This window comes from Streptomyces sp. NPDC086766, assembly GCF_044746005.1.
Lineage (GTDB): Bacteria > Actinomycetota > Actinomycetes > Streptomycetales > Streptomycetaceae > Streptomyces.
This window is the reverse complement of sequence record NZ_JBIVBI010000028.1, coordinates 12,774-34,719: the sequence shown is the minus strand read 5'-3', so window position 1 is coordinate 34,719 and position 21,946 is coordinate 12,774. Positions and strand designations below refer to the sequence as shown.

At 65.7% G+C, this 21,946-nt stretch carries 19 protein-coding genes and 2 pseudogenes; 7 read left to right on the top strand and 14 right to left on the bottom strand.

Annotated elements, in window-relative coordinates; genetic code table 11:
• Positions 1-351: 351 nt before the first annotated feature.
• Together ACIPM1_RS31725 and ACIPM1_RS31720 are read right to left on the bottom strand one after the other, a co-directional pair.
• The gene (locus tag ACIPM1_RS31725; RefSeq protein WP_402440519.1) at positions 352-1,599 is read right to left on the bottom strand and encodes a CynX/NimT family MFS transporter; all 1,248 of its coding nucleotides are present in this window, start codon (positions 1,597-1,599) and stop codon (positions 352-354) included.
• 205 nt (positions 1,600-1,804) lie between these two features.
• The gene (locus tag ACIPM1_RS31720) at positions 1,805-2,239 is read right to left on the bottom strand and encodes a transposase (protein ID WP_402440532.1); all 435 of its coding nucleotides are present in this window, start codon (positions 2,237-2,239) and stop codon (positions 1,805-1,807) included.
• A gap of 204 nt (positions 2,240-2,443) precedes the next feature.
• Between ACIPM1_RS31720 and ACIPM1_RS31715 the strand changes: the two genes are divergently transcribed.
• From ACIPM1_RS31715 to ACIPM1_RS31700, 4 genes and pseudogenes are all read left to right on the top strand, one after another.
• On the top strand, positions 2,444-2,740 hold the full coding sequence (locus ACIPM1_RS31715; protein ID WP_402440517.1) for a transposase: 297 nt from the start codon (positions 2,444-2,446) through the stop codon (positions 2,738-2,740).
• 633 nt (positions 2,741-3,373) lie between these two features.
• A pseudogene (locus tag ACIPM1_RS31710) lies at positions 3,374-3,595 on the top strand (transposase); the annotation flags it as partial.
• A gap of 47 nt (positions 3,596-3,642) precedes the next feature.
• Positions 3,643-4,381: pseudogene (locus tag ACIPM1_RS31705) on the top strand (IS5 family transposase); the annotation flags it as partial.
• Positions 4,382-4,641: 260 nt separating this feature from the next.
• Positions 4,642-5,250: a superoxide dismutase gene (locus tag ACIPM1_RS31700; RefSeq protein ID WP_402440515.1), complete on the top strand. Its 609-nt coding sequence runs from the start codon at positions 4,642-4,644 to the stop codon at positions 5,248-5,250.
• Positions 5,251-5,727: 477 nt separating this feature from the next.
• Here ACIPM1_RS31700 and ACIPM1_RS31695 read toward each other — a convergent pair whose 3' ends face one another.
• The 12 genes from ACIPM1_RS31695 to ACIPM1_RS31640 form a co-directional block, all read right to left on the bottom strand.
• Positions 5,728-7,998 carry a SpoIIE family protein phosphatase gene (locus ACIPM1_RS31695; RefSeq protein ID WP_402440513.1) on the bottom strand — a complete coding sequence of 757 codons (2,271 nt, stop codon included), beginning with the start codon at positions 7,996-7,998 and terminating at the stop codon, positions 5,728-5,730.
• Positions 7,999-8,520: 522 nt separating this feature from the next.
• Positions 8,521-9,246 carry a DsbA family protein gene (locus tag ACIPM1_RS31690; RefSeq protein WP_402440511.1) on the bottom strand — a complete coding sequence of 242 codons (726 nt, stop codon included), beginning with the start codon at positions 9,244-9,246 and terminating at the stop codon, positions 8,521-8,523.
• 65 nt (positions 9,247-9,311) lie between these two features.
• Positions 9,312-10,145, bottom strand: coding sequence for a carbon-nitrogen family hydrolase (locus ACIPM1_RS31685; protein WP_402440530.1), 834 nt, complete (start codon positions 10,143-10,145; stop codon positions 9,312-9,314).
• Between the two features lie 127 nt (positions 10,146-10,272).
• The gene (locus ACIPM1_RS31680; RefSeq protein WP_402440510.1) at positions 10,273-11,199 is read right to left on the bottom strand and encodes a cyclase family protein; all 927 of its coding nucleotides are present in this window, start codon (positions 11,197-11,199) and stop codon (positions 10,273-10,275) included.
• On the bottom strand, positions 11,199-11,498 hold the full coding sequence (locus ACIPM1_RS31675; RefSeq protein WP_402440508.1) for a Dabb family protein: 300 nt from the start codon (positions 11,496-11,498) through the stop codon (positions 11,199-11,201). Before ACIPM1_RS31675 ends, ACIPM1_RS31680 begins: the two co-directional genes overlap by 1 nt.
• A gap of 105 nt (positions 11,499-11,603) precedes the next feature.
• The gene (locus ACIPM1_RS31670) at positions 11,604-12,935 is read right to left on the bottom strand and encodes an MFS transporter (RefSeq protein WP_402440506.1); all 1,332 of its coding nucleotides are present in this window, start codon (positions 12,933-12,935) and stop codon (positions 11,604-11,606) included.
• Between the two features lie 146 nt (positions 12,936-13,081).
• Positions 13,082-14,281, bottom strand: coding sequence for an NAD(P)/FAD-dependent oxidoreductase (locus ACIPM1_RS31665; RefSeq protein ID WP_402440504.1), 1,200 nt, complete (start codon positions 14,279-14,281; stop codon positions 13,082-13,084).
• Complete coding sequence (locus ACIPM1_RS31660) at positions 14,281-14,469, bottom strand: rubredoxin (RefSeq protein ID WP_402440502.1); 189 nt, start codon at positions 14,467-14,469, stop codon at positions 14,281-14,283. The genes ACIPM1_RS31665 and ACIPM1_RS31660 overlap by 1 nt, the downstream gene beginning before the upstream one ends.
• A gap of 23 nt (positions 14,470-14,492) precedes the next feature.
• Positions 14,493-14,798, bottom strand: a complete 306-nt coding sequence (locus tag ACIPM1_RS31655; RefSeq protein ID WP_402440500.1) for a hypothetical protein — start codon at positions 14,796-14,798, stop codon at positions 14,493-14,495.
• A 9-nt stretch (positions 14,799-14,807) separates the two neighbouring features.
• Positions 14,808-15,311, bottom strand: a complete 504-nt coding sequence (locus tag ACIPM1_RS31650; RefSeq protein ID WP_402440499.1) for an aromatic-ring-hydroxylating dioxygenase subunit beta — start codon at positions 15,309-15,311, stop codon at positions 14,808-14,810.
• Positions 15,298-16,527: an aromatic ring-hydroxylating dioxygenase subunit alpha gene (locus ACIPM1_RS31645; protein WP_402440497.1), complete on the bottom strand. Its 1,230-nt coding sequence runs from the start codon at positions 16,525-16,527 to the stop codon at positions 15,298-15,300. Before ACIPM1_RS31645 ends, ACIPM1_RS31650 begins: the two co-directional genes overlap by 14 nt.
• A gap of 23 nt (positions 16,528-16,550) precedes the next feature.
• Positions 16,551-17,636 carry a zinc-binding dehydrogenase gene (locus ACIPM1_RS31640; RefSeq protein WP_402440495.1) on the bottom strand — a complete coding sequence of 362 codons (1,086 nt, stop codon included), beginning with the start codon at positions 17,634-17,636 and terminating at the stop codon, positions 16,551-16,553.
• Between the two features lie 536 nt (positions 17,637-18,172).
• Here ACIPM1_RS31640 and ACIPM1_RS31635 point away from each other — a divergent pair.
• Genes ACIPM1_RS31635 through ACIPM1_RS31625 form a run of 3 tightly spaced genes read left to right on the top strand, consistent with a single transcriptional unit; the run spans position 18,173 to position 21,944 of the window.
• Entirely contained in the window at positions 18,173-20,566 is a 2,394-nt protein-coding gene (locus tag ACIPM1_RS31635; protein ID WP_402440493.1) for a xanthine dehydrogenase family protein molybdopterin-binding subunit, read from the top strand.
• On the top strand, positions 20,563-21,435 hold the full coding sequence (locus ACIPM1_RS31630) for an FAD binding domain-containing protein (RefSeq protein WP_402440491.1): 873 nt from the start codon (positions 20,563-20,565) through the stop codon (positions 21,433-21,435). The genes ACIPM1_RS31635 and ACIPM1_RS31630 overlap by 4 nt, the downstream gene beginning before the upstream one ends.
• A complete protein-coding gene (locus tag ACIPM1_RS31625) occupies positions 21,432-21,944 on the top strand; it encodes a (2Fe-2S)-binding protein (protein ID WP_402440489.1) in 513 nt (170 codons plus the stop codon). The genes ACIPM1_RS31630 and ACIPM1_RS31625 overlap by 4 nt, the downstream gene beginning before the upstream one ends.
• The last annotated feature ends 2 nt before the right edge of the window (positions 21,945-21,946 follow it).

Genomic DNA, 21,946 nt, shown 5'->3' with positions numbered 1-21,946 from the left:
GGGCGTCGGAGGCAGCGGAGGCCGTGACGGGCGCGGAGGCTCCGCAGCCGGGCATCGCGATGCAGCAGACTCATCCTCACGGCCTTCATGCTGGACGTGTGTGTTCCTTGGTCGGAGCACATGTTCAGACGAAGGCCGCTTTGACGTACGCGGTTACCGAACCGAGTGATCAAGTTCGAGGCACCATTCGACATCGGCCGTTAAAGATCAAGCTAATAGGGGGCGAAGCTCTATGTGCGGCGGGCTGCCTGCCCGGTCAGCAGCCTCCAGCAGCGTCGGCGTTGCGAGAGGCTGAGCCGTCCATGACTCGGGCCTCATGTGGGGCGCGACAGATGCCGTGGGACGGGTCGGTCAGACGGAACGGTTCCGGCCGGCGAGCGCGCCAACAAGCATCTGCAGCGCCATGACCGCAAGCAGCATGGTCAGGGATATGCGCCAGCCGCCAGCCGCATCATGCAGCAGACCGAAGAGCATCGGTCCGAACGAGGCGATCAGATAGCCGATGCCCTGGGCCATGGCCGAGAGCTTGGCTGCGGTTTGGGGATTGGGCGATCGCAGGGAAATCACCGTCAGGGCCAGGGAGAAGACCGTCATGGACGCCCCGATCAGGGTGGCCCAGAGCCAGGCTGCAGCCGTGGGGGCAACGATCAGCCCGAGTACTCCGAGCATGCCGGCAAGGGTCAGTCCCACAATCCATGGTGCCTGGTTGCGGGCGCGTGCCGCGGCCGCAGGTATCACCATGCTGAGCGGGACTGCCACCACGGTGGCGATGCTGAGCATCAGACCGGCCTCGCCCTTGCTCAGGCCTGCACCGATGTACACCTGCGGGAGCCAGCCCATGACGACGTAGGCTGTGAAGGACTGAAGGCCCATGAAACAGGTGACCGTCCAGGCCACCGTGCTGCGGGACAGGCCACGGGACGGCGAGGCATCCGCCAGCTGCTGCGAACTGTCCAGAACCTGCGCTGGCTCGTGACGCGCCACGGCCACCCAGACGACCAGCGCGATGAGAGCCAGTCCTGCCCACAGGAGCAGGGCAAGGCGCCAGCCGCCAAGGGGTACTTCGGCCAGAGGTGTCACCGCAGCGGCCAGGGCACCGCCACCTTGCAGGGCTGCCGTGTAGGCGCCGGTCATCAGGCCGATGCGCAGCGGAAAGGATTCCTTGACCACGACCGGGACAAGTACGTTAGCGATGGCGATGCCCGCGCAGGCTAGGAACGAGGCGCCCAGCAGGGCGAGCGCTCCCCCCAGCACGCGAAGTCCCAGGCCGGTGGCGAGGACCAGCAGGGCCAAGGAGACGGCCCTGGCCAGACCGATTTTCCGGGCAAGCCAGGGAGCCGCGAGACCGACCGTTGCGAAGCAGAGTGTCGGGATGGTGGTGAGGGTCCCTGCCCAGCTCGCGGATGCGCCCAGGTTGGCCTGGATGTCGTCGAGCAGCGACGAGGCGCTGGTGACGGCGGGCCGCAGGTTCAACGCGGCGAGGACGAGTCCCACGGCCAAGAGCAGGGTCCCGCGCAACGGCCCCCACCGGGCGTGGCGAACCGGCTCGACCGCGCCGTCGAGCTCGCGCTCCAGGCCGCGTTCGATGTCGGACTCCACCTCCCTCCATAGCCGGTTGGAACGAGGACGGCGGTGTGTGTGGTGCTGGGTCCTGCTCATGCGGCCTAGTATTACAAACATAGGATGATCGGATGACCGGATGGCTCTGTGGGTTCGATCACGCAGAAACTGGGGAATAAGTTGTCGCTCCGCGGTGACTGCCGTACAGGTGACGCACGCCACTAGAGGTCTTTAACGGCTGGAGTTACGGCGGTTGGAGGTCGAGTGCGGTCCTGGCCGTGAGGCCCTCAAGGAGACTGGGCCGGTACTGCATTCGTTTCAGTCGCGTCTTCACCAGAACGGTGAGCTGGTCGAGGTCGTGTCTGGTGAGGTTGGCCAGCGACCTCTTCAGGTGCGACCACACCCCCTCGACCGGGTTGAACTCGGGAGCGTACGGCGGCAACTGGTAGACGGTGAGCCATAATCGGGTGGCGATCAGCTGCCGCATGGCGCGGCTGACATGCGTGTTCAAGTTGTCCCACACCAGCACGATGGGCCCGCCGAGCTGTTGGTGTGCGCCGTCCAGCAGGCGGGCGTAGTCGGTCTCGGTGAAACCCTTGCGCCGACCCTTGGCGGGACCGCGGTCCAGGTGGATGCGATAGATGAGCCGTGGCCGTCGACCGGCTTTGGTGCAAATCAGCGCGGCGATAGGGACGCGTTTGGTGCCCTGCGGCCCTTGGGCGGCCTCAGGCCCTGGCTCAGTCAAGATTTCCGTGACAGGGTGACGGGGCGTCATGTCAGTGGCATGGTCTGCAGTGTGTGACGACTTACTGACCATCCGCTACGGACGCCGCACCGTTGCGCTTTGCCCGACCCGTGCCTTTCGTCGCCACGGATGCTGGGCGTGGATGATTTCGCCACCCGACGTGGACGCAGATACGGGACAGTGCTGGTCGACGTCGAGTCCCATGGCGTCCTCGACCTGCTGCCGGGCCGGGAGAAGGAACCCGTGGCCGTCTGGCTGGCACGGCACCCTGGCATCGAGGTGATCTGCCGGGACCGGGCCGGCGCCTATGCCGAGGCAGCCCGCACAGGAGCTCCGGGTGCGCTGCAGGTTTCCGACCGGTGGCACTTGTGGGACAACCTCGCCACCGCCGTCGAACGCTCACCCATCGTCCCTGCCTGCACGCACCGGAGCTGAACGCCCCGTCCCACCGGCGCATGGCCGCAGCCCTGCCCCGCCCGCGACTCAATCCGGATACCGGCCTCGAAAAATGGCTGGTCACACGGACACGCGAGCGCTATGAAACAGTTCAGCGAATATTGGGCCGGGGCTGGACGATCAGCGCCATCGCGCGAGAGCTGGGCCTGGCCCGGCACACCGCAGAACGCTACGCCCACTGCAAGAACCTCGATGGCCTCATCGACCGGTCCCTTCGCACGACACGCCTGGACGACTTCAAGCCCTACCTGGTCCGGCGCTGGAGCGAGGGGTGCACCGATGCGTCCCGTCTCTTCCGGGAAATCCAGGCTCAGGGTTACCCGGGACGGACCCCGCAAGCGGTGCGGCGCTATCTTCGCCCGCTCCGCACGAGCCTGGGCTCGATCCGGTCACCGGCCCCGGTACTCAAACCTCAGCAGGTCACCAATTGGATCATGTGGAACCCCGAGCATCTCCGCGTCGACGAGGAGCGACAGTTGCGCGAAGTCCTCGGCCGGTGCCCCGAGTTGACTGCCACACGTGGTCACGTGCACGCCTTCGCGCGGATGATCTGCGACCTCTGCGGAGATCGCCACAGGTTGAGGGCGGAGGCGGCCGAGGCGCCGCACCGCATGGACAGACGCCGTTCACTCCGACGACCTGCCCGCCCTGCGTGCCTTCGCCGACGGCCTCCGACGCGATCACGAAGCCGTTGTCGCCGGCCTGACGCTGCCCTGGAACTCCGGCCCCGTCGAAGGCCACGTCAACAGGATCAAGATGCTCAAGCGGCAAACGTATGGCTCTGCTTTGAGGACGAGGCAGGTCAGGGCCTGGGCTCAGTCAAGATTTCCATGACAGGGTGACGGAGCGTGATACCTGTCAGCTGAGAAGGACGTGTTTGCGGAGGGTGGCCGGCCGAGAAGCATCCCCGCCGCGAGATCGTCGACGCCATCCGCTACGTCGTGGACACGGGCTGCAAGTGGCGGCCTTGCCTGCGGATTTCCCTCCCTGGCGCAAGGTCTGGGGGTTCATGGCCCGCTGGGCGGCGGCCGGGATCATCGGCCAGATCCGTGACCAGCTGGCGGGGCGAATCTGCCGCAACATGGGCAAAGGTCCCCGCGCGGTGGCCACCGTGATCGACTCCCAGAGCGTGAAGGCCGCAGAGACCGTCTCCAAGGCCAGCCGCCGCTACGACGCGGGCAAGAAGATCAACGGCCGCAAGCGCCACCTGGTCGTCGACACCCGCGGCCTGCCCCTCATGGTCATGGTCGCCCCGGCGACCTGCACGACGCCGCAGCCGCCAAGGAAGTCCTCTTCCGGCTGCGTCTGATGCACCCCGAGATCACCATCGTGTGGGCCGACTCCGCCTACGCCGGAAAGCTCGTCGACTGGGCGAAACAACACCTCAACCTCACCATCAAACCCGTCAGCCGTCCCAAGGACGCCTCCGGCTTCGTCGTACTGCCCCGCCGCTGGGTCGTCGAGAGATCGCTCGCCTGGATGATGCACGCCCGCCGCCACGCAAGAGACTACGAACGACTCATCCAGCACTCCGAAACCTTGATCACCTGGGCGGCCATCACCCTCATGACCAGGCGTCTCGCACGGAAAGGCGCCACCCCCAGCTGGCCGAGGAAACCGGCACCTGCCAACGGCTGAGCGAGCCTGAGGCCGTTGCATGCCAGAGCGGGGCCAGCCGGGACCGGCGGGTGCCGGGTGAGAAGACGATCACTCTCCACGAAGGACACGCCGACGGACGGGAGGCGCTCAGACACCGAAGACTGACGGGCCGACCCCGCCACAGATCATGCTGATGCATCTCAGTCGTTGTTGCAAGCTCTTCGCAATAGAGGCATAGGCTGTCCCGGGACGATCACTCACCCGGAAAGGGGACGTGCCTGATGAGCACCTACGTGCTTCCCGACCTGCCCTACGACTACGCCGCGCTGGAGCCGGCCATCACCGGGCAGATCCTGGAACTGCACCACGCCAAGCACCACGCCGCCTACGTCAAGGGCGCCAACGACACCCTGGAGCAGCTCGCCGAAGCCCGCGACGAGGACCAGATCACGCCTACTTCACTGGTCGGCCTGGAGAAGACCTTCGCCTTCAACCTCTCCGGCCACGTCCTGCACTCGATCTTCTGGCAGAACCTCTCCCCGGACGGCGGCGACCGCCCCGACGGGGCGCTGGCCGACGCCATCGACGAACACTTTGGCGGCTTCGAGCAGTTCAAGAAGCAGCTCACCACGGCGACCGCGTCCGTCCAGGGCTCCGGGTGGGGTGTCCTGGCCTGGGAACCCCTCGGCAAGCGCCTGATCGTCGAGCAGGTCTACGACCACCACGGCAACGTCGGCCAGGGCGCCACCCCGCTGCTGGTCTTCGACGCCTGGGAGCACGCCTACTACCTGCAATACAAGAACGTCCGCCCCGACTACGTCACCAAGCTCTGGGACCTCGTCAACTGGGAAGACGTCACCGCCCGCTACACCGCAGCAACCAGCGCCTGACCCAATCACAGCAACACCAGGCGGGCCGGGAAGCCGCCATGGCTTCCCGGCCCGCCGCGTTCGGCGACCGTCCGGCCAGCATCAGAAACACGCACTCAGCGGCCGCGAGACGAACTTGCTCACGGCGAGCCCGTTCCTCGGCCGTCAGCCCGCCTCCATCGGCATACCTCATCCCTCCGGCATAGCGCGACTGAAACCGACCGTCACGGCCGGACGTGACCCCAGCCGTTAAAGATCTCTAGCTCCCGCGAAGCGCAGCCAGCTCGTCGGCCGCGAGCCTTCGAAGCCGCCGTCCCTGACCAGAGTTCACGGCCTCTCAGTTGCGGTGTCTGTGCCAGGCCGTGGTACCTCGGCGTCCGGCCCAGTCAGGCAGCACTGGCCTCGGGGGCCATTGCGTGACCGCAGAATTGCTGGGGTGGCCTGCAGAGTCAGCGGCATGTGGAGGGGGCTGAACAGAAAGCCAGCGGTTCTCGTTTTTCAGGCCCGGTCCGTGTGCAATCCAGAGTCCGCCGCAGGTATACCGATCTCGAACCAGGTGGTCTTGCCACGACCCGCAGGCGAGCTACCCCATGTGAGAGCAAGCGCATCGACGATCAGGAGACCGCGTCCGGACTCAGCCTCCTGATTGCTGGTCTCGTCCTCAAGGAGGGCCGTCGGCACGGGAGGATACGAATCGCTGTCGCGCACTTCAACGCGGATCCTGTCCGCGTACTCCCGCAACCGCAGATCTACTTCACTATGCGCGTGAATGAGCGCATTCGTGACGACCTCAGACACGAGCAGCTCCAGGTCGTCCAGCATCACCAAACGATTCCACCGGTGCAGCACATCGCGCAGGAAGCGCCGTACTCGCGAGACCCCTCGTAGGTCGTGGCGTCCGATCGAAGTCCGCGCCACACGCGGGCGATCACTCGGCTGGACGCCTTCATACCGCACCAGAAGAAGAGCGGCATCGTCGCCGAACACCGCCCGTGGGCGGCAGTGGCCGACCAGGTGGTCTGCCAGCACCTCCAGATCCTGGGAGCAGTTGTCGGCCAGCCGGCGAGCCAGCTGGCGAGCGGCGACGTCTGCATCCAACTGCCGTGAATCCAACAAGCCATTGGTGAACAGGGCGGCCACCGAGCCTGTCTGCACCTGCAACTCGGATTGCTGGTAAGCGGACTGCGTCTCGATGCCCAACGGCGGCCCGGTCAACAGCCGCGGCTGAATGATCCGTCCTCGAATGTCGCTGATCACTGGTGCGGGATGGCCCGCGGACGCCATGCTGACGAGCCCGGTCGTCGTGTCCAGCCACACACAACAACATGTGGCGTACAGGTCCGTGTCCAGCCCGGCGAGCAACCTGTTGCTCCGTTCCAGGACATGGGCCGGGTCATGCCCTTCGGCGGCGTAGGCACGTACACCGCTGCGCAACTGGCCCATCACCGACACAGCCTCCAGGCTGTGCCCTTCCACATCGCCGATGACGAGGCCCACTCCCCCATTGGGCAGGGTGAGCAGGTCATACCAGTCCCCCCCTACCGCTGCGCCTTCGGCCGCAGGGAAGTAGCGGGCGGTGGCGGCCACCTCGGGCAGGTGCGGAAAACTGCGCGGCAGCAGGCTGCGCTGGACGGTCTGCGTGAGCGCGTGCTCGTGTTCATAAGAGCGGGCCCGTTTCAGGGACTGCCCTACCTGCTCCAGCATGACCATCAGTACGGCGATCTCTTCGGCGGACAGGGGGCGGCCGGGCTCGGTGAACTCCAGGACGCAACAGCCCACGGCGCGGCCGTTGGAGATCAAAGGAAAGTAGGCCCGGGCCTGGCGCTCGAGATCGATGCTGAGACCGGGATATTCGTGCCAGATCTTGTTGGCCGATGTGAAAACCTTGACCTCGACATCGGTGATCGCATCGGTCTCGGGGCTGCGGTGGGACAGCGGTGTCCCCTCGATGCGATTGAGCACTTCACGCGACAGGCTGGCGGCACCCACCACATGGAGACGTTCTCCCTCGACCAGGCACAACGCCGCGGCCCTTCCCCCGAAGGGGCGGACGATCTGGCTCTGGGTGACGGCGAGGATGCCCTTGGTGTCGACCGCGGCGGTGAGTTCCGTGGCGAGCCGTTGGAGCTGGTAGAGGAACGGGCTTCCTGGCGTTGTGGACGGGGCTGTTGCCTCTCGATGCTGCTGGACAGCCCCCCGGGTGCCCGCGGTCGGCAAACCGGGCTGGCTGGAGATGAACAGTGGAATCGAAGGCCCTTCGATGGCCACGTCTTGTCGGGCCAGGCTCTCTAGATCGTTTGCCAGTTCGCCCGCGGTTGCTTGCAGGTACTCCAGCTCGTCGCCTGTGATCTCCCGTGGAGGGAGGCAGCGCAGGCTGATGACCCCGAAACGGTTGTGCGGTGTCCGTATCGGCGCCACTGCTATCACCATGGGGAAGGGCGTGGTGACCAGAAGCGCCGGCGACTGGCGGGACAAGTTCTGCAAGTCTCGTTCGTCGAAGATCACCGTTTTCCCGGTCTGGAACGCCTGCGCCACGGGCCAGGCGAGATTGTCCACCTTGACTTCAGGAGTGATGGCGAAGCTCAGTGGGGCGTTCACAGTCATCGCGGCGACCAGCAGCCGGGCGTCTGCTGTGAGCAGGTAGGCGGTGCAGGTACTGGCCTGCAGTCGCCCGTATATTCGGCGGAGCGCGGAAGCGATGGCGTCGTCGCGCCGCGCTTCCAGCCCGTCAAGCCCGACGCTGAGCGGTGTAGAAAGCTCAGATTCCATGAGGTCCACCCGGTGAGTGGCGTACGGCCGGAAGAAGGCGGCACCCGGGTCTTACGGCTGCTGGCGAGGGATTGATCACTACCCATATTATGGGCAACCCGGCCACAATGGGCAGATTCCGACAAAACCGGACGCGATCATGGCGGACGCCGGACTGGACACGGCCGGACGCTGTGACCTGCCACGGCGGCAGTCTTCGTTGACACGTACACCTCCTCGCGTATCGGCGCCTGATGACTGATCCAATCTCGGAGTCCAGCCGACGGTCGAAAACCGGCGTGAAAGGCCCGCGCGGCCCGTCGAACAGGTGCTCTTGCGGAATCGCTCCGGCGCGGCGCCTCTTCCGGACCCACCAGCCCCAGCGGCTGACTGTTGAGGCTTCGGGAGACACCACGCCAGCCGCTTCCCCGGCCACCGCCTTACCGGCTGGTCGTTTTCGGCCAAGGAAACTAAAGCACCCGCAACATGTGCGGAAATGCGCACCCGCCGTCACTGTCGTGTCTGCCACCGGGACTGCCTCAATCAGCCGCTCCCCAGAGAGGTCAGCAACTCATCCGCCCACTCATGGTCGTAGTGGGTGAGCTGGAGTCCCTGGTCGTCCCGGTGGTAGGTGGCGCCCGGGTTGTGGACGTCAACGCCATCCGGCGTGAAGAAGTGCGGGCTGCCCTGCACTTCCGGCCGCTGGGCGCTCTTCCACTGCTCGTAGACGGTTGACCGCGAAGCGCCCTGCGCCAGTGCTGCAGCCAGTCGTTCAGTGTCGACACGCGGACACAATTCGGCGATGTCCAGGATGACTGCCGGCACGCTGATGCAGCGGCTGTCTTCGTAGAAGGCCCTGCGCAGGGCGGCATCCAATTCATCACTCGCCCGAACGCCTCCGACTTCGGGCAGCTTGCACGCTTGGACGGCTTCCATGGCCAGGAGCGTAGTCACGGGGTAGGTGTATTCGGGTGCGGTCCAAGGCCGCCAGCCAAGGCCTGGTACGGCACGGAGCACCGCCCTGACTTCGTCGTCGAGCAGAGGCTTGGGGGTGGGTCGGCGGTTGAACAGTTCGAGGGGGAAGACACGGTGATCGATCACCAGGTCCTGCCCCCGTTGCCGGGCCAGGTCATGGATGGTGGTCAGGGCCAGGGTGGCCCAGGGGCATCCGATGTCGGACCATACCGTGACTGTTCGGCGGTCCGAATTGGCCAGGCCTGCCGCGGAGGGCGAGGCCGTGTTTGCGGGTTCGGCGTCGGCGTTGATCACCCGGTGCTCCGTCGGTCGAGGCCGTGAACGGTCGATGCCAGCAAGGGCTGTCTAACGTGGCTGTGTCACAGGCGGCGGTCATCCAGCACCGGGAATGCCGCACGGTAGGAGGTCATTTCCGCGAGGTCGATGTCGGCCCAGATGCACTCCTCGTCGTCCCCGGCCTCCGCGAGCACTGCTCCGGTCGGGCTGACAATCTGGCTGTGCCCGCCCATGGTCACGCCGCTGTGGGTTCCTGCCGTGTTGCATTGGACGACAAAGCACTGATTTTCCACCGCCCGAGCGCGGCCCAAAAGCTTCCAGTGCTCCACCCGGCTGGCGGGCCAGGCCGCCGGGACGACGAAGAGCTCACTGCCGGCATCGACCAGGTGCCGGAAGAGCTCCGGGAAACGCAGGTCGTAGCAGGTCGCCAGGCCCACGGTCACAGGTGCTGCCTCACCATGTCCCGTGCGCCCCGCCACCACCGCGGTCACAACCTCTGTGCCTGCTTCGAGGAGTGCGGGTTCCCCCTCGCCGAATCCGAAGCGGTGAATCTTCCGATAGACACTTTCGACGCCGCCATCAGATCTGAGTAGTACCGCGGTGTTCGACATGCCTCGGCTCCGATCCCCCGGAGCCGAGGCATGTGCACTACTGCGGGCTCGGGCCACGATGGAACCGACGTGAACACTCGCGCCGATCTCGCGTGCCGCGGCTGAGAGAGCCTGCACAACGGGGCCGTCGACAGGTTCTGCTCGCTTGCTCCACTCGGTGTAGGCGAAACCTCCGTGGGCCCACAGCTCAGGCAGCACCACCACGTCCGCTCCGCGTTGCCGACGCACCAGTTCGGCCACCCGCTCGACGCGTTCGGCGACGGGCTCGGTGTCGCCATAGGCGACCTGCAGGACGTGGATCCGCAGCCGTCGGGACGTGTCGGCGAGCCCGTGGCTCTGCGGCAGCGCAGGACTGTCGGGAGTCGGGGAGGACTCCCGGGAAACGAACGTGGTCATGGTGATGCCTGAGGTCTTTCGTGCGTGGGGAGAGGGGTCAGTGCCGCAGGGCCATGGCAAGCGGACGCAACGGAGCTCCGGTGGCACCACGGAGCCTGATCGGGGCGGCCACGAGACAGAACTCGTGCACACCGTCGCGCGCCAGTTCTTCGAGGTTGACCAGCTCGATCATGGGCACACCTGCCTCCGCGAGGAAGTGGCAGTGCCCGGGCAGCCAGTTGTCCTCGTGTTCCGAGGGCCCCACCTCGACGCACTCCTGGTCTGCTGCGACGGCGATGATGTCCTGAGCGGTCAGCCAGCGGGCCGCGTCCAGGCTGAGCCCGGGGGGCGCACCGAGCACCTTGGATCCGTCCGGCCAGTAGCCCATCCGGCCGGTGCGGACCAGGGCGATGTCGCCGGCCTGGAGCGACAGGTTGTGCTGCTTCAGCGCCTGCTGGCAGTCCTCGACCGTGATCGAGTAGGAATCCGGCAGGCACGGAACGTCCTTGAGTGCGGCGATGTCCAGCATCACGCCCCGGGCCACGATCGGGGGGATCTGTTCGGCGCCGCCGCGGGTCCAGTGCCGGCTGCCCAGGTGCTCGTCGGCGGTGAAACCGTTGTAGATCTTCCCGTCGACGCCGAAGTGGTTGAGGGCATCGATATGGGTGCCGGTGTGGGTGTACATGAAGATGACATCGCCGGAGTAACAGACCCGTTGGTTGACCTCTTGGCCCACACCGTTGAGGTCGTCGATCGGCGTGCCGGCGGGCGTGTGACTCATGAAGATCTGGTACGCAGGGTCGCCCGCGGCCTGGAAGCTTGGCATGCCGACGAAGTAGTCGATGCTCAAGTCGTAGACACGGGAGGCGTCGGCCCGGCCCAGGATGTCTGCCTGCGTGGCCGGGGTCATGAGATTGAGTGCGCCGAGCTGGTCGTCCGGGCCGTAGAGGCTCGTGGCAACCTTGATGTCTGCTTTCGGGGCCATCAGGCGTCGTTCCTCTCGACGTCGACTACCGCGCGGTCGGCAACCAGGGGCTTGAGCTGTGCGACCACCTCGACATGGAAGGGGTGGTCGGAGTACTCCTCGAGGCCCTTCCAGTCGTCGAAGTCGGAGATGAGCATGCCGTCCCACGGCTCGCCGTTGTCGCCGGGGTCACCCTGGTGCTTGCCGATCTCCCAGCTGCGCAGCGACGGGATGCGAGTGGACAGCTGGGTGAGCAGCTCGATGACCTTGTCCGGGTCACTGCCGGCGGCGACCTTCCACAGGAAGACGTGACGGATCATTATCGCTCTCTCCTTTGGGGGATACTTCTATCCAGCGCGGAAATGGTGGATAGCTGAGGGGAAAGGGTTGGGTATTTACACCAGCCCCACACCCGGTCTTGCGCTTCAGGTGTTCACGGGAACAAAGTCCACGTCCCTGGTCTCCGGGCCGATTTTGGCCCCTACCGCGGTCAGTACGCCACCGATCAAAATGAGAACGATCGGCGTGTAAACGTACGGCATCACATTCGAAAGCCACAGCATGTAGAAGCTGTAGAACGACGGAATGATCAGGGAGAAACTGTATGCCACACCATATCCGGACGCCCGGACTCGGGTGGGGAATGCTTCCAGCAGGTAGACGGTCGCCACACCGTACGGCGAGATCGCCACGACGAGACAGACGGTGTAGATGACCATGGCGAGAGTGAAACTACCGCCTGCCCGCAGGATGTGAACCGTTTCGTAGAAGGTGATCGCGGAAATTATTGCGGTGGCGATTCCCGAGAGAAGCAGTACCTTCCGCCTGCCGTGTCGCTGCCCGAACCGGCCGTAGGTCAGATAGCCGAGGAATAGAGCGACGTTGGCAATCAGCAGGGCCGTGGTCACGGAGTCGGATCCCTGCTTCAGATGAGCAATCAACAGCCCCGACATGGGCGAGATGATGGACTGGACCGCAAACCACAGTCCGCTCATCAGGACCATGACCTGGAGAAGCCGGCGGCCGTTGTCTCCTGCGAAGAGCTGGCGCAGCGGTGGCTTCTCCGACGAGGCGGTCTTCTGCGCCTCCTCCTCCCACACCTGGGACTCTTCGATGGACCGGTAGAAGTACCAGAAGAAGACGACGCCGAGCAGGCCACCGACGATGAAGGGGATTCTCCATCCCCACTGGACGTAGTCCGAATACAGGCCCTGTGTTGGGAAGAGCCGGAGAAGCGGCAGTGTGACCAGCGAGATGGCAATGTAGCCGATCGGGTAGGCAGCGGCGATCAGGGCTCCGACGAAGCCCCGCCTTTCCTTGGGACAAGACTCCAGTGCCAGCGGGTTGGCACTGGTGTACTCGCCGCCCATGAACACGCCGCCGACCAGCCGGAGGAACATCAGCGCACCGAGGCCACCGTATCCCCATGCCTCATATCCGGGAAGCGCCGCCATCAAGAAGGTGGCCACCGTAAAGCCAGCGACGGCGATCAGGGTCGACTTCCTCCGACCGATCTTGTCGCTGAGGCTTCCGAAGATCGCCGAGCCGATCGGCCTGCCGATCAGCGTGAGCGCAAAGGTCAGGTAGAAAAGCGTCGTCTCCAACGCGCCCGAGATCGATTCCGGCTGAAAGTACTGGATGGCAGGTGCGAGCGCCACGACGGGGAGGTAGATGTCGTAGTAGTCGACCGCGAAACCGAGGAACGCAGCCCTCGCCGCCTTCTTCGCCTGGGGTGGCATGTCTTCTGCAGTAGCCACGACTGTTGACGATCTGAGAGGCGCTACTTCTGGTGAATTCTCCATGGGAGAGCTCCTGTCTAGATGCCCAGCTTAGCCGGGGGTTGGTGTGCCGCGTGGTGGCCGTGAGCGGCTATTGCCGTCCCGGTCGCTGCGCGCTGCTCCTATTACTCCTGTGTGAAAATCCTTGTCGCGGAGATGAGTTCGCGGGCGTGCTCAAGATCCTCCGGGCGTCCGCAGGTCAGTGCCGCAGCCACCCGCCCGCCGAGCAGGTACCAGACGGTGAACTTTCCGCTGCGGAGAGACCCGATGACGCGTTCCTCGTCCCACTTCGCCGCCGGGCCGACGTATTCGAGTCGCGCCCAGTCGGCGAGGTCGGTCCAGAAATATGGGACTTCCACGTGCGGGGTGGACAGGCCCAGCATGTTGCGGGCCGCTGTCACGCCCTGGGCCTCGGCATGCCGTTCATGCTCGACACGAATACGGCGCTGGTGGACGAGGCTGTAGTACTCGCAAACATCGCCTGCCGCATAAACGTCTTCGGCGCTGGTGCGCAGCGCCTCGTCGCAGGCGATGCCTCCGGTGGCGCCGATCTCAAGCCCGGCGCTGGAACCGAGCCTGGCGTCCGGGACGGCACCGATGCCTACCACGACCAGATCGGCCAGCAGGTGTTCGCCCGCATCCGTGCGCACCCCGCTGACTCGCCCGTCGCCGGTGAACTCCACGACCTGCTGACCGCACACGAGGGTGACTCCGCGCTCGCGCAGCATGTCGGAGACGTAATTCGCCACGGTGGGCCCGAAGGAAATTTCCAGAGGGGCACGCTCGGGCATCACCATGGTGCACTGGACGCCGATCGATGTCAGCGACGCTGCGACCTCGACTGCGATGAAGGATCCACCCACGAGTACGGCGTGCTGAGCCTCTCGCACCTCGGCACGCAGCTTGCGAGCGTTGCCCGGGGCGCGGAGGTAGTGGATGCCTTCCAGCGCGGCCCCCTCGATCAAGAGCCTGCGTACGCCGGCTCCGGTCGCGATCAGGGCCTTGCGGTAGTGCAGCACCTTCTTGCTCGCCAGGGTGGCGGTGTGAGCGTGGGGGTCAAGGGAGGCGACCGAAGAGCGGGTGAGCAGCTGGATGTCGTTGGCCGTCCACCAGTCGGGGGGCTGTACCGTCGGGTCGTGGTCTTCGGCCTTGGGGCCTAGGAGTTCCTTGGTGACTGCGGGACGATGGTAGGGCGGGTCGAGTTCGCGCGTGACAAGTGCGATCGATCCATCGAACCCGCTGTTGCGCAACTCGGCCGCTGCGGCGACCGATGCGACGCCACCGCCGATCAGCAGCATCTCAACGTTCAGGTCCTGTGTCGGCATTACGCTGCCTCTTCTACGTAGGGCTCGTAGTCGCTCTTGCGGGCACCGCAGATGGGACAGACGTAGTCGTCGGGGAGGTCCTCGAAGGCCGTTCCGGAAGCGATGCCGGCCAGTGGGTCACCTTCGGCGGGATCGTAGATGTCGCCACACGACATGCAGATCCACTTCTGGGCTGTTGCTGCGTTCATGGTGTTGCGCTTCCTCAATGTTTCTATTCGTCGCTGGAGTTGGCCCAGCGGGTACGGCTGGGGTCCAGCAGCGGCGAAAGATCCTTGTGCTGGGCCCAAGCCAGCGATTCCAGTTCGAGAGCGTCCAGCTCCACCGTCTGGCGGGTCCGGAGGTCTTCGATGAGGAGTCGGGGGCGTGCGGATCCCGCGTCTCGGACGGTGACAGCGACGACCGCGAATTCGTTGCGGACGATCATCCGGTCCGGGTCGGGTTGCAGCGCGGCGCGGATGCTCTCCAGCCGCATCTCCGCGTCGCTGTCGTTGGGGCCCGTGCCTTCGAAGCTCGACATGCGGTCCCCCTAGAGAAGCAGGCTGAGGTTTCCGAAGTAGCCGTCGTTGTTGATGAGTTCGACCTTCTTCCGACGGATGCGGAACTCGCCGTCTTCACGGTGGAGCCGGTATTCGTAGCGTCCGGCGTGCTGGTAACGGGCGCCCCTGCGAAATTCGGCGATGAGGAAGCCGGCTTCGACCTCCAGCTCCAGAACGCCTCCCTCGGAGGGCTGCACGTCCAGGAGGCGGACGTTGGTGACGAGGTGGGCAGTACGCGACCGCGGTTCCTGCGCGTACGCCAGGCCGCTGTCGAAGCGCCAGACACGCTCGCTGAGGGCCGCAACGTCGTCGTGGACGATGGACACTTCACGGCTGGGGTCGATGTTGTCGCCGATGGCCGGTATCCAGTACACGGCGTCCGTTGTGAACAGCTTCAGCCAGGCGGGGAAGTCCTCCGCGTCGAGGAGCGCTGCCTCGGCGTATAGGAACTGTTGCACTGCCGGAAGCAGTGTCGTGTCCTCAGTCGTTGTCATTGCCGGCCTCCATCAGCTCCAGCCAGCGGCGCAGGTAGGCCCGCTGGGGCACCTCGTCCGAGGAGCGGCCGATGCGTATGCCCGTGGTCTCGTCGATCTCTTCGCGATTCAGTCCCCTGCTCATGAGGGTGAAGTCGGCTGCGCTGGCCGAGCTCTCGATGCCGGCGGTGACCCGGTCGAAAGCGACTTCGATGTCGTCGGTGGAGCCGAAGCCGGCGGGGCCGTAGAAGATCTCGTGGTCGCGCAGAATGCGGTTGCGGGTGTCCTCATCGGCTCCCTTGGGGAGCATCGGGTAGAGGTAGACCCATGTCTCGTCCGCGGCGCGGGGGACGATGAGTCGCAGGTGTGCCCCGACGAAGGCCAGGCTGGGGAACACGTTGAGGTTGAAGGGGATCAGCTCGCCGATGGCGATAGCGTGGGCGTTGGCGGTGTCGCCGTTGATGCTGCCGAATTCATGCACCGCGTGTCCGCCTCCGAGGTCGATGCCTCGCCACTGCGGGTTGGTGCGCACGTTCTTGACCCAGGGGCTGCTGGTGCCGGTTCGTTCCTTGAGGATGTCCAGCCAGCTCTTGTGGGTGAAGGAGAAGTGGTAGGGGTCGATGGTGTTCTCGACCTGGAGCTTCCAGTTGCCCTTGTAGACGAGCTTGTGCGCGTTGGAGGTCAGTTCCGGGCCTGCGTCCCCGATGTCGGCGATGAAGTCGAGGTAGCGACGGGCGTGGCCGAGGTAGTCGGCCAGCGGCTCGATCCCGGGGTTGAGGCTGGCGAAGACGAAGCCGCGGTAGTTCTCGACGCGCGGCACGTGCACGAGGCCCATGACGGTCTTGTCGAAGTCCTCGCCGTAGCCGTCGTCGAAAGGGACGCCGGTCAGTTGGCCCGTGGAGTCGTAGGTCCAGCCGTGGTAGGCGCACCGGAAGTAGTTGGCGTTGCCGAAGTCGCGCTGACAAACTGATGCTCCGCGGTGCCGACAGCGGTTGAACATCACGTGGATGGTGCCGTCGTCTGCACCGCGGTTGACGATCACGGGCTGGTGCCCGATGTGGGCAGTCTTGTAGTCGCCCCCGTTGGGGATCTCGCTCTCGTGGGCCACGAAGACCCAGGTGCGCCCGTAGATGGCGGTCATCTCACGGTTGAAGATCTCGGGGTCGCGGTAGATCTTGCCGCTGACGTGCCAGTCATCGGTGATGAGCGGTTCCTTGGCGCTGTCGACCGAGCTCACGTGCTTGCCTCCTATCAGTTCGGTCAGATGAGGGTGGGGACGATGACGGAGCGGATCGCCGAAGGGTCCTTGGCCGCGAGGGTCAGGGCCTGCTCGGTCTGCTCGATGGGGAATTGACCCGTGCACATCCGGGCGAGTGGGTACTTGCCCGATTCGATGAGTCGGAGGGTGGGGGGCACGGCGCTGCTGGGTCGTCCTCGCACTCCCCTGAGGGTGAGGACCTTGCGGTTCATGGCGTCGACGATGGATTCGGCGCCGCCCCCGCCTCCCTTGGCCAGACCTGCCTGCACCACGGTCGACCGGTCTCCTGCGACGGCGAGCGCGGTATCCAACGCGGCTGATGAATCGGCTGCGTTGATCACGGTGTCGGCGAGTTTTCCGTCCGTTATGTCTTCGACGGCTGCGAGGACGTCCTCGAGCGGACCGGTGAGTGTGTGGTCGGCGCCCAGGGCACGCGCCACGTCCAGGCGTGTCTCGTCGCTGGGCCGTCCGATGACGATCACGGATCCGGCACCGGCTTCGCGTGCGCCGACCACGCAGGACAGGCCGTGCGGGCCGGGCCCGACTATGACGACCGTGCCGCCGGGGCGCAAGCCTCCGACCCCGGCAACCCAGTCCAGGCCGTTGGACAGGGGGATGTAGAGCTGTACCAGCTCGGCGGGGACCTCGTTGGAGACCTTGTGGACGATCGACTGCGGGTGCAGGTAGAGGTAGTCGCTGTAGGCGCCGTACAGGCCGGATCCGCTGTGGATCGACTTTCCGCCGTAGCGCGGTACGCGGCACATCTGGTAGGCGCCGCCCAGGCAGGACCTGCAGGTGCCGCAGGGAAGGTACTCCTCCACGACGATCCGGTCACCGGCGCTGACCCCCCATCGGGCGCTTGCTTCGGGACCGATGTCGACGACCGTTCCGACGAACTCGTGTCCGAGTGCGCACGGCAGCTCGTAGTAGGGGTTGACGCCGTGGTACGCGGCCATGTCGGTGCCGCAGACCCCGGTGGCCTCCACCTTCAGCAAGCCGTCATCCCTGCCGATTTCGGGCAGGGGGAGCTCCTCGATCCGGAGCTCGCCTGGCCCGTAGAGCACGGCCACTCGGCTCGTCGCGTTCATGCGGGAATCTCCTTCTTCACGGTCGGGGCGCCGATACGCCGGCTTCCACCCATCCGTGATTGATTGGATACAATCTTTCGCCAGTGTCTGGCTGTCAGGCGCGGGCCGCCATGACACTTGGTCGCCGATCGGCGACCAGGGTGAAGCGGCTCTTCTCCGGGTGACGTAGTGGTTGCCCCGGGAGTAGATAGAATTCTATATTCCAAAGAGTGGGTCTCGGACACCTGGAAGTCAAGGGTCAGATGCGAGCAAGCTGCGAAAACCTGACCCCAACCCCCTGGAGTCCGGTCGAGGCCGTACTACGACGTGGCTGCTTTGACGTCGGGCGCCGCCCGGAGGATGAAGGGGCGGCACCCGTGGAGGGGACACGGTGAACGCGACAGCCAGCCTCGGGTCCGTTGGCCACCCACTGCAAAGTTGCATACCATCTATCTCAGCGGCCCACGCATGGCCGGACGCTGCACCGCAGTCGCAGGTAGCCGACGGGGTGCACCGGACAGTGACGAGGGGCTGCCTGAAGCAGCAAGGAGGCTCGCATGACCGCCGATGACGGCGAAGTTGCACGACGCCACGGAATCGGGACCCGAACACCGCGACGCGAGGATGCCAAGCATTTGGCGGGCAAGGGCTCGTTCGTCGCGGACGTGAAAATGCCCGGGCTCAAAGAGGTTGCCTTCGTCCGGAGCCAGGTCGCACACGGCTGGATCAGGAACGTGTCCGTCCCCGACGACGTAGCGCCTGGATCGGTGTGGACCGGAATCGACCTCGCGCCGATCGCCCAGCCCCTCACCGCGACCTCGACGCTCGAAGGCTTCAGGACCGCTCCGCTGCCCAACCTCGCGGTAGATAAGGTGCGTTACGTCGGCGAGCCCATCGCGATGGCCATCGCCGACACCCGCGCGGAGGCCGAAGACCTGGCAGCGCGCATCACCGTGGACATCGAACCGCTGCCGGCGGTGGTCGGCTTCTCCTCAGCGCTCGCACCGGACGCATCTCTGGTACACGACGACTGGCCAGACAACATCTTCGTCACAACGTCAGGCGACATCGGCGACGTAGACGCCGCAGCGCAGGCTGCGGCAGTGTCGATCACCCGCGAGTACACCATGAACCGGCAGGCAGTGGTGCCGCTGGAGACCCGAGGGGTCATCGCCCACGACGACCGGACTACCGGCCAGCTCGTCGTGTGGTCGTCCACCCAGACACCGCACATGATCCGCGACATGATTGCGCTCCTGCTCGGCATCGAAGCACGGCGAGTGCGGGTCATCGCGCCGGACATGGGCGGCGGTTTCGGCGCCAAGTGCTCTGTCTACCCGGAGGAGGTCGCGCTCGCGGCGGTGGCGGTCCGGCTGGGTCACCCGATCCGTTGGGTGGAGGACCGCTGGGAGGGCATGGTCTCCTCCACCCAGGCACGCGACCATCACTACCGGATCACCGCACATGCGGCCCAGGACGGCACGCTGCTCGGTGTCGAGGCCGACATCCTCGTCAACGCCGGTGCGTACTCGGTGCATCCGTGGACGGCGACGATGGACGCGACCATGTCCTCCGCGATGATTCCCGGCCCCTACCGGCTGCGGAACTATCGCTTCCGAACTCGCAGCGTCGCCAGCAACAAGACCCCCCTGGGCCCCTACCGCGGGGTGGCACGCCCCGGTGCCTGCTTCGCCATCGAGCGGACACTCGACGATCTTGCGCACGAGCTGGACATGGAGCCGTATGAGATACGGATCAAGAACATGGTGCGGTCCGAGGACATGCCCTACACCTCCGTGGCCAACAAGGTCTACGACAGCGGCGACTACCCCGAGGCCGTGCGCCAGGTCGTGGAACTCATCGGGCACAAGGAATGGCGGGACCGCCAGCAGAATGTGCCGGCGGACTCGCGCCGCAGGATCGGCATCGGCTATGGCTCCTTCTGCGAGCAGACCGCGCACGGCTGCATCGAATGGGCGGCCCGCGGCCTGGCGATCACCATCGGCACGGAGGGCGCCCGGCTGGAGATGGATTCCACCGGAAGCCTCACCCTGAGCGTCGGCATCAAGAGCCACGGCCAGGGCCTGGAGACCACCCTGGCGCAGGTCGTCAGCGAAGTCTTCGACGTCGATCCGAAGCACGTCACCGTCGTGCATGGCGACACCGCCCTCACCCCCCGGGGGGATGGCACGTTCGCCTCCCGGTCCATGGTGATGTCCGGCGGTGCCACCCACGGAGCGGCAAAGGTCCTTGCGGACAAGGTCAAGCGCATCGGTGCCGTGCTGCTCAAGGAGCCGGTGGAGAACCTGCGGCTAGAGGATCACAGCGTGGTTGGTCCTTCGGGTTCGATCTCCTACCAGGAGCTGGCCAAGGAATTCTTGTTCACCCCCGACCACGTGCCCGGGGTGGAGGCGGGCCTGGAGGTCAGCTACTACTACCGACCCGACGTGCAGACGGGTGCCTTCACCTACGCGACGCACGCCGCGGTGGTGGAGGTCGACCTCGACACCGGCGCAACAACGCTGCTGGACTACGGGATCGTTGAAGACTGCGGAACCGTAGTGAACCCGCTCATCGTGGACGGGCAGATCATCGGCGGCATCGCGCAGGGCATCGGCAGCGCGCTCCTTGAGGAGATCGTCCACGATGCCGACGGGCAGCCGAAGGCCACCACCTTCCTCGACTACCTGCTGCCCGGCGCAACAGAAATCCCGGTGATCAAGATCGGTCACATCCAAACGCCCTCCCCCAACACGGTATTCGGAATGAAAGGTGCGGGCGAAGGCGGTGCGATCGCTCCACCCGCGGCCATCGCCAACGCCATCACGGACGCGTTGCGCGAGTTCGGCGCGAAGGCAAACGAGACACCCATGACTCCCATGCGGGTATGGACGGCTCTCCAGGAAGCCCAGGCATCGCAGACGGCCGCAGCAGCGGGAGCAGCACGATGAAGCCAATTGATTTCCAGTACTATCGGCCGACCACCAGCGCTGAGGCCGCCCGGCTGCTGAACAGCCTGGGCGACGACGTCAAAGTGATCGCCGGCGGGCAGAGCCTCCTGCCGATCATGAACATGCGTCTGGCCGAGCCTGCGCACCTCGTGGACATCACCGGCATCGCCGAACTGCGGCAGACGACGGAAAGCCACACCGGCGCGACGTACGGTGCGACCACCACGCACATGATGTTCGAGCATCAGCTGGTGCCCGATGTCACGGCGGGGCTGCTGAGCCAGGCGGCGCGGGGAATCGGCTATCCGGCGATCCGCAACCGCGGCACCGTCGGCGGTAGCCTGGCCCACAGCGACTCCTCCGCCGAGTGGCCCACCGTGATGTCGGCCGTCGGCGCCACGGTGCACGCCCTGTCGGTCCGCGGCGTGCGGCGTATCCCCGTCACCGAACTGCTCCTCGGCTTCTTTGCCACAGCCCTGGAACCGGACGAGCTGATCGTGGGCGTGGAGGTCCCACGGATGGCGGCCAACACCCGCTGGGGCATGTACAAGATGGCCCGCAAACCGGGCGAGTTCGCCGAATCGCTGGCCGTCGCGCAACTGGAAGTCGATACCGATGGAAGCATGACCGATGCGCGCCTGTGGCTCGGCGCGGCCAAGGACACACCGGTGCGCCTGGCCTGCACCGAGCAGCTGGTGAAGGACTTCACCCTGGGTGACCTCTCCCCCACTGACCTGGTCGATTCGGTCGCCGTCGATCTCAGTACCGAACCGGGGGGATCGGACGCCCATGCCCGGCATGCCCTGCAACTACACGTGGTCGCCGTGCACCGGGCACTGCTGGCCGTGGAGGAGGCACCCACGCAATGAATGACGTCACCATCGAGCTGCGTGTCAATGGGCAGCGGCGAAAGGTAACTGTCCCGGCCCGGACCACACTGGCTGACCTGTTGCGGGACCACCTCGGCCTCACCGGTACCCATCTGGGCTGTGAACAGGGGGTATGCGGAGCCTGCACCGTTCTCGTCGACGAGCTGCCCATGCGGTCCTGCCTCACTTTGGCAGCAGCATGCGCACGGGCCGAAGTGCTCACCGTGGAGGCGCTCGAGGGACCCGATGCGGACCGTCTGCGGGCGAACTTCTCCCGTGAAGGAGCACTGCAGTGCGGCTTCTGCACGCCGGGGATGCTCCTGGCGGGCTACGACCTCGTACGCCACCGGCAGCCACTGCAACGCGACGAGGTGTGCGTGGCGATGGCCGGCAACATCTGCCGCTGCACCGGCTACAACGGCATCGTCCGGGCGGTCGAGAACACGATCAACGAGGGCATCGCGGCCCAGGTACCCGCGGCCAGCCAGCCCCCAGCCGATCAGGCATAACC

Bases quoted from the DNA above. Each gene is read 5' to 3' on its own strand.
- ACIPM1_RS31655 (WP_402440500.1), bottom strand. From the start codon at position 14,798: ATGTCGAGCTTCGAAGGCACGGGCCCCAACGACAGCGACGCGGAGATG.
- ACIPM1_RS31680 (WP_402440510.1), bottom strand. From the start codon at position 11,199: ATGGCCCCGAAAGCAGACATCAAGGTTGCCACGAGCCTCTACGGCCCG.
- ACIPM1_RS31640 (WP_402440495.1), bottom strand. From the start codon at position 17,636: ATGAACGCGACGAGCCGAGTGGCCGTGCTCTACGGGCCAGGCGAGCTC.
- ACIPM1_RS31635 (WP_402440493.1), top strand. From the start codon at position 18,173: ATGACCGCCGATGACGGCGAAGTTGCACGACGCCACGGAATCGGGACC.
- ACIPM1_RS31630 (WP_402440491.1), top strand. From the start codon at position 20,563: ATGAAGCCAATTGATTTCCAGTACTATCGGCCGACCACCAGCGCTGAG.
- ACIPM1_RS31665 (WP_402440504.1), bottom strand. From the start codon at position 14,281: ATGCCGACACAGGACCTGAACGTTGAGATGCTGCTGATCGGCGGTGGC.
- ACIPM1_RS31695 (WP_402440513.1), bottom strand. From the start codon at position 7,998: ATGGAATCTGAGCTTTCTACACCGCTCAGCGTCGGGCTTGACGGGCTG.
- ACIPM1_RS31675 (WP_402440508.1), bottom strand. From the start codon at position 11,498: ATGATCCGTCACGTCTTCCTGTGGAAGGTCGCCGCCGGCAGTGACCCG.
- ACIPM1_RS31660 (WP_402440502.1), bottom strand. From the start codon at position 14,469: ATGAACGCAGCAACAGCCCAGAAGTGGATCTGCATGTCGTGTGGCGAC.
- ACIPM1_RS31700 (WP_402440515.1), top strand. From the start codon at position 4,642: ATGAGCACCTACGTGCTTCCCGACCTGCCCTACGACTACGCCGCGCTG.
- ACIPM1_RS31650 (WP_402440499.1), bottom strand. From the start codon at position 15,311: ATGACAACGACTGAGGACACGACACTGCTTCCGGCAGTGCAACAGTTC.
- ACIPM1_RS31625 (WP_402440489.1), top strand. From the start codon at position 21,432: ATGAATGACGTCACCATCGAGCTGCGTGTCAATGGGCAGCGGCGAAAG.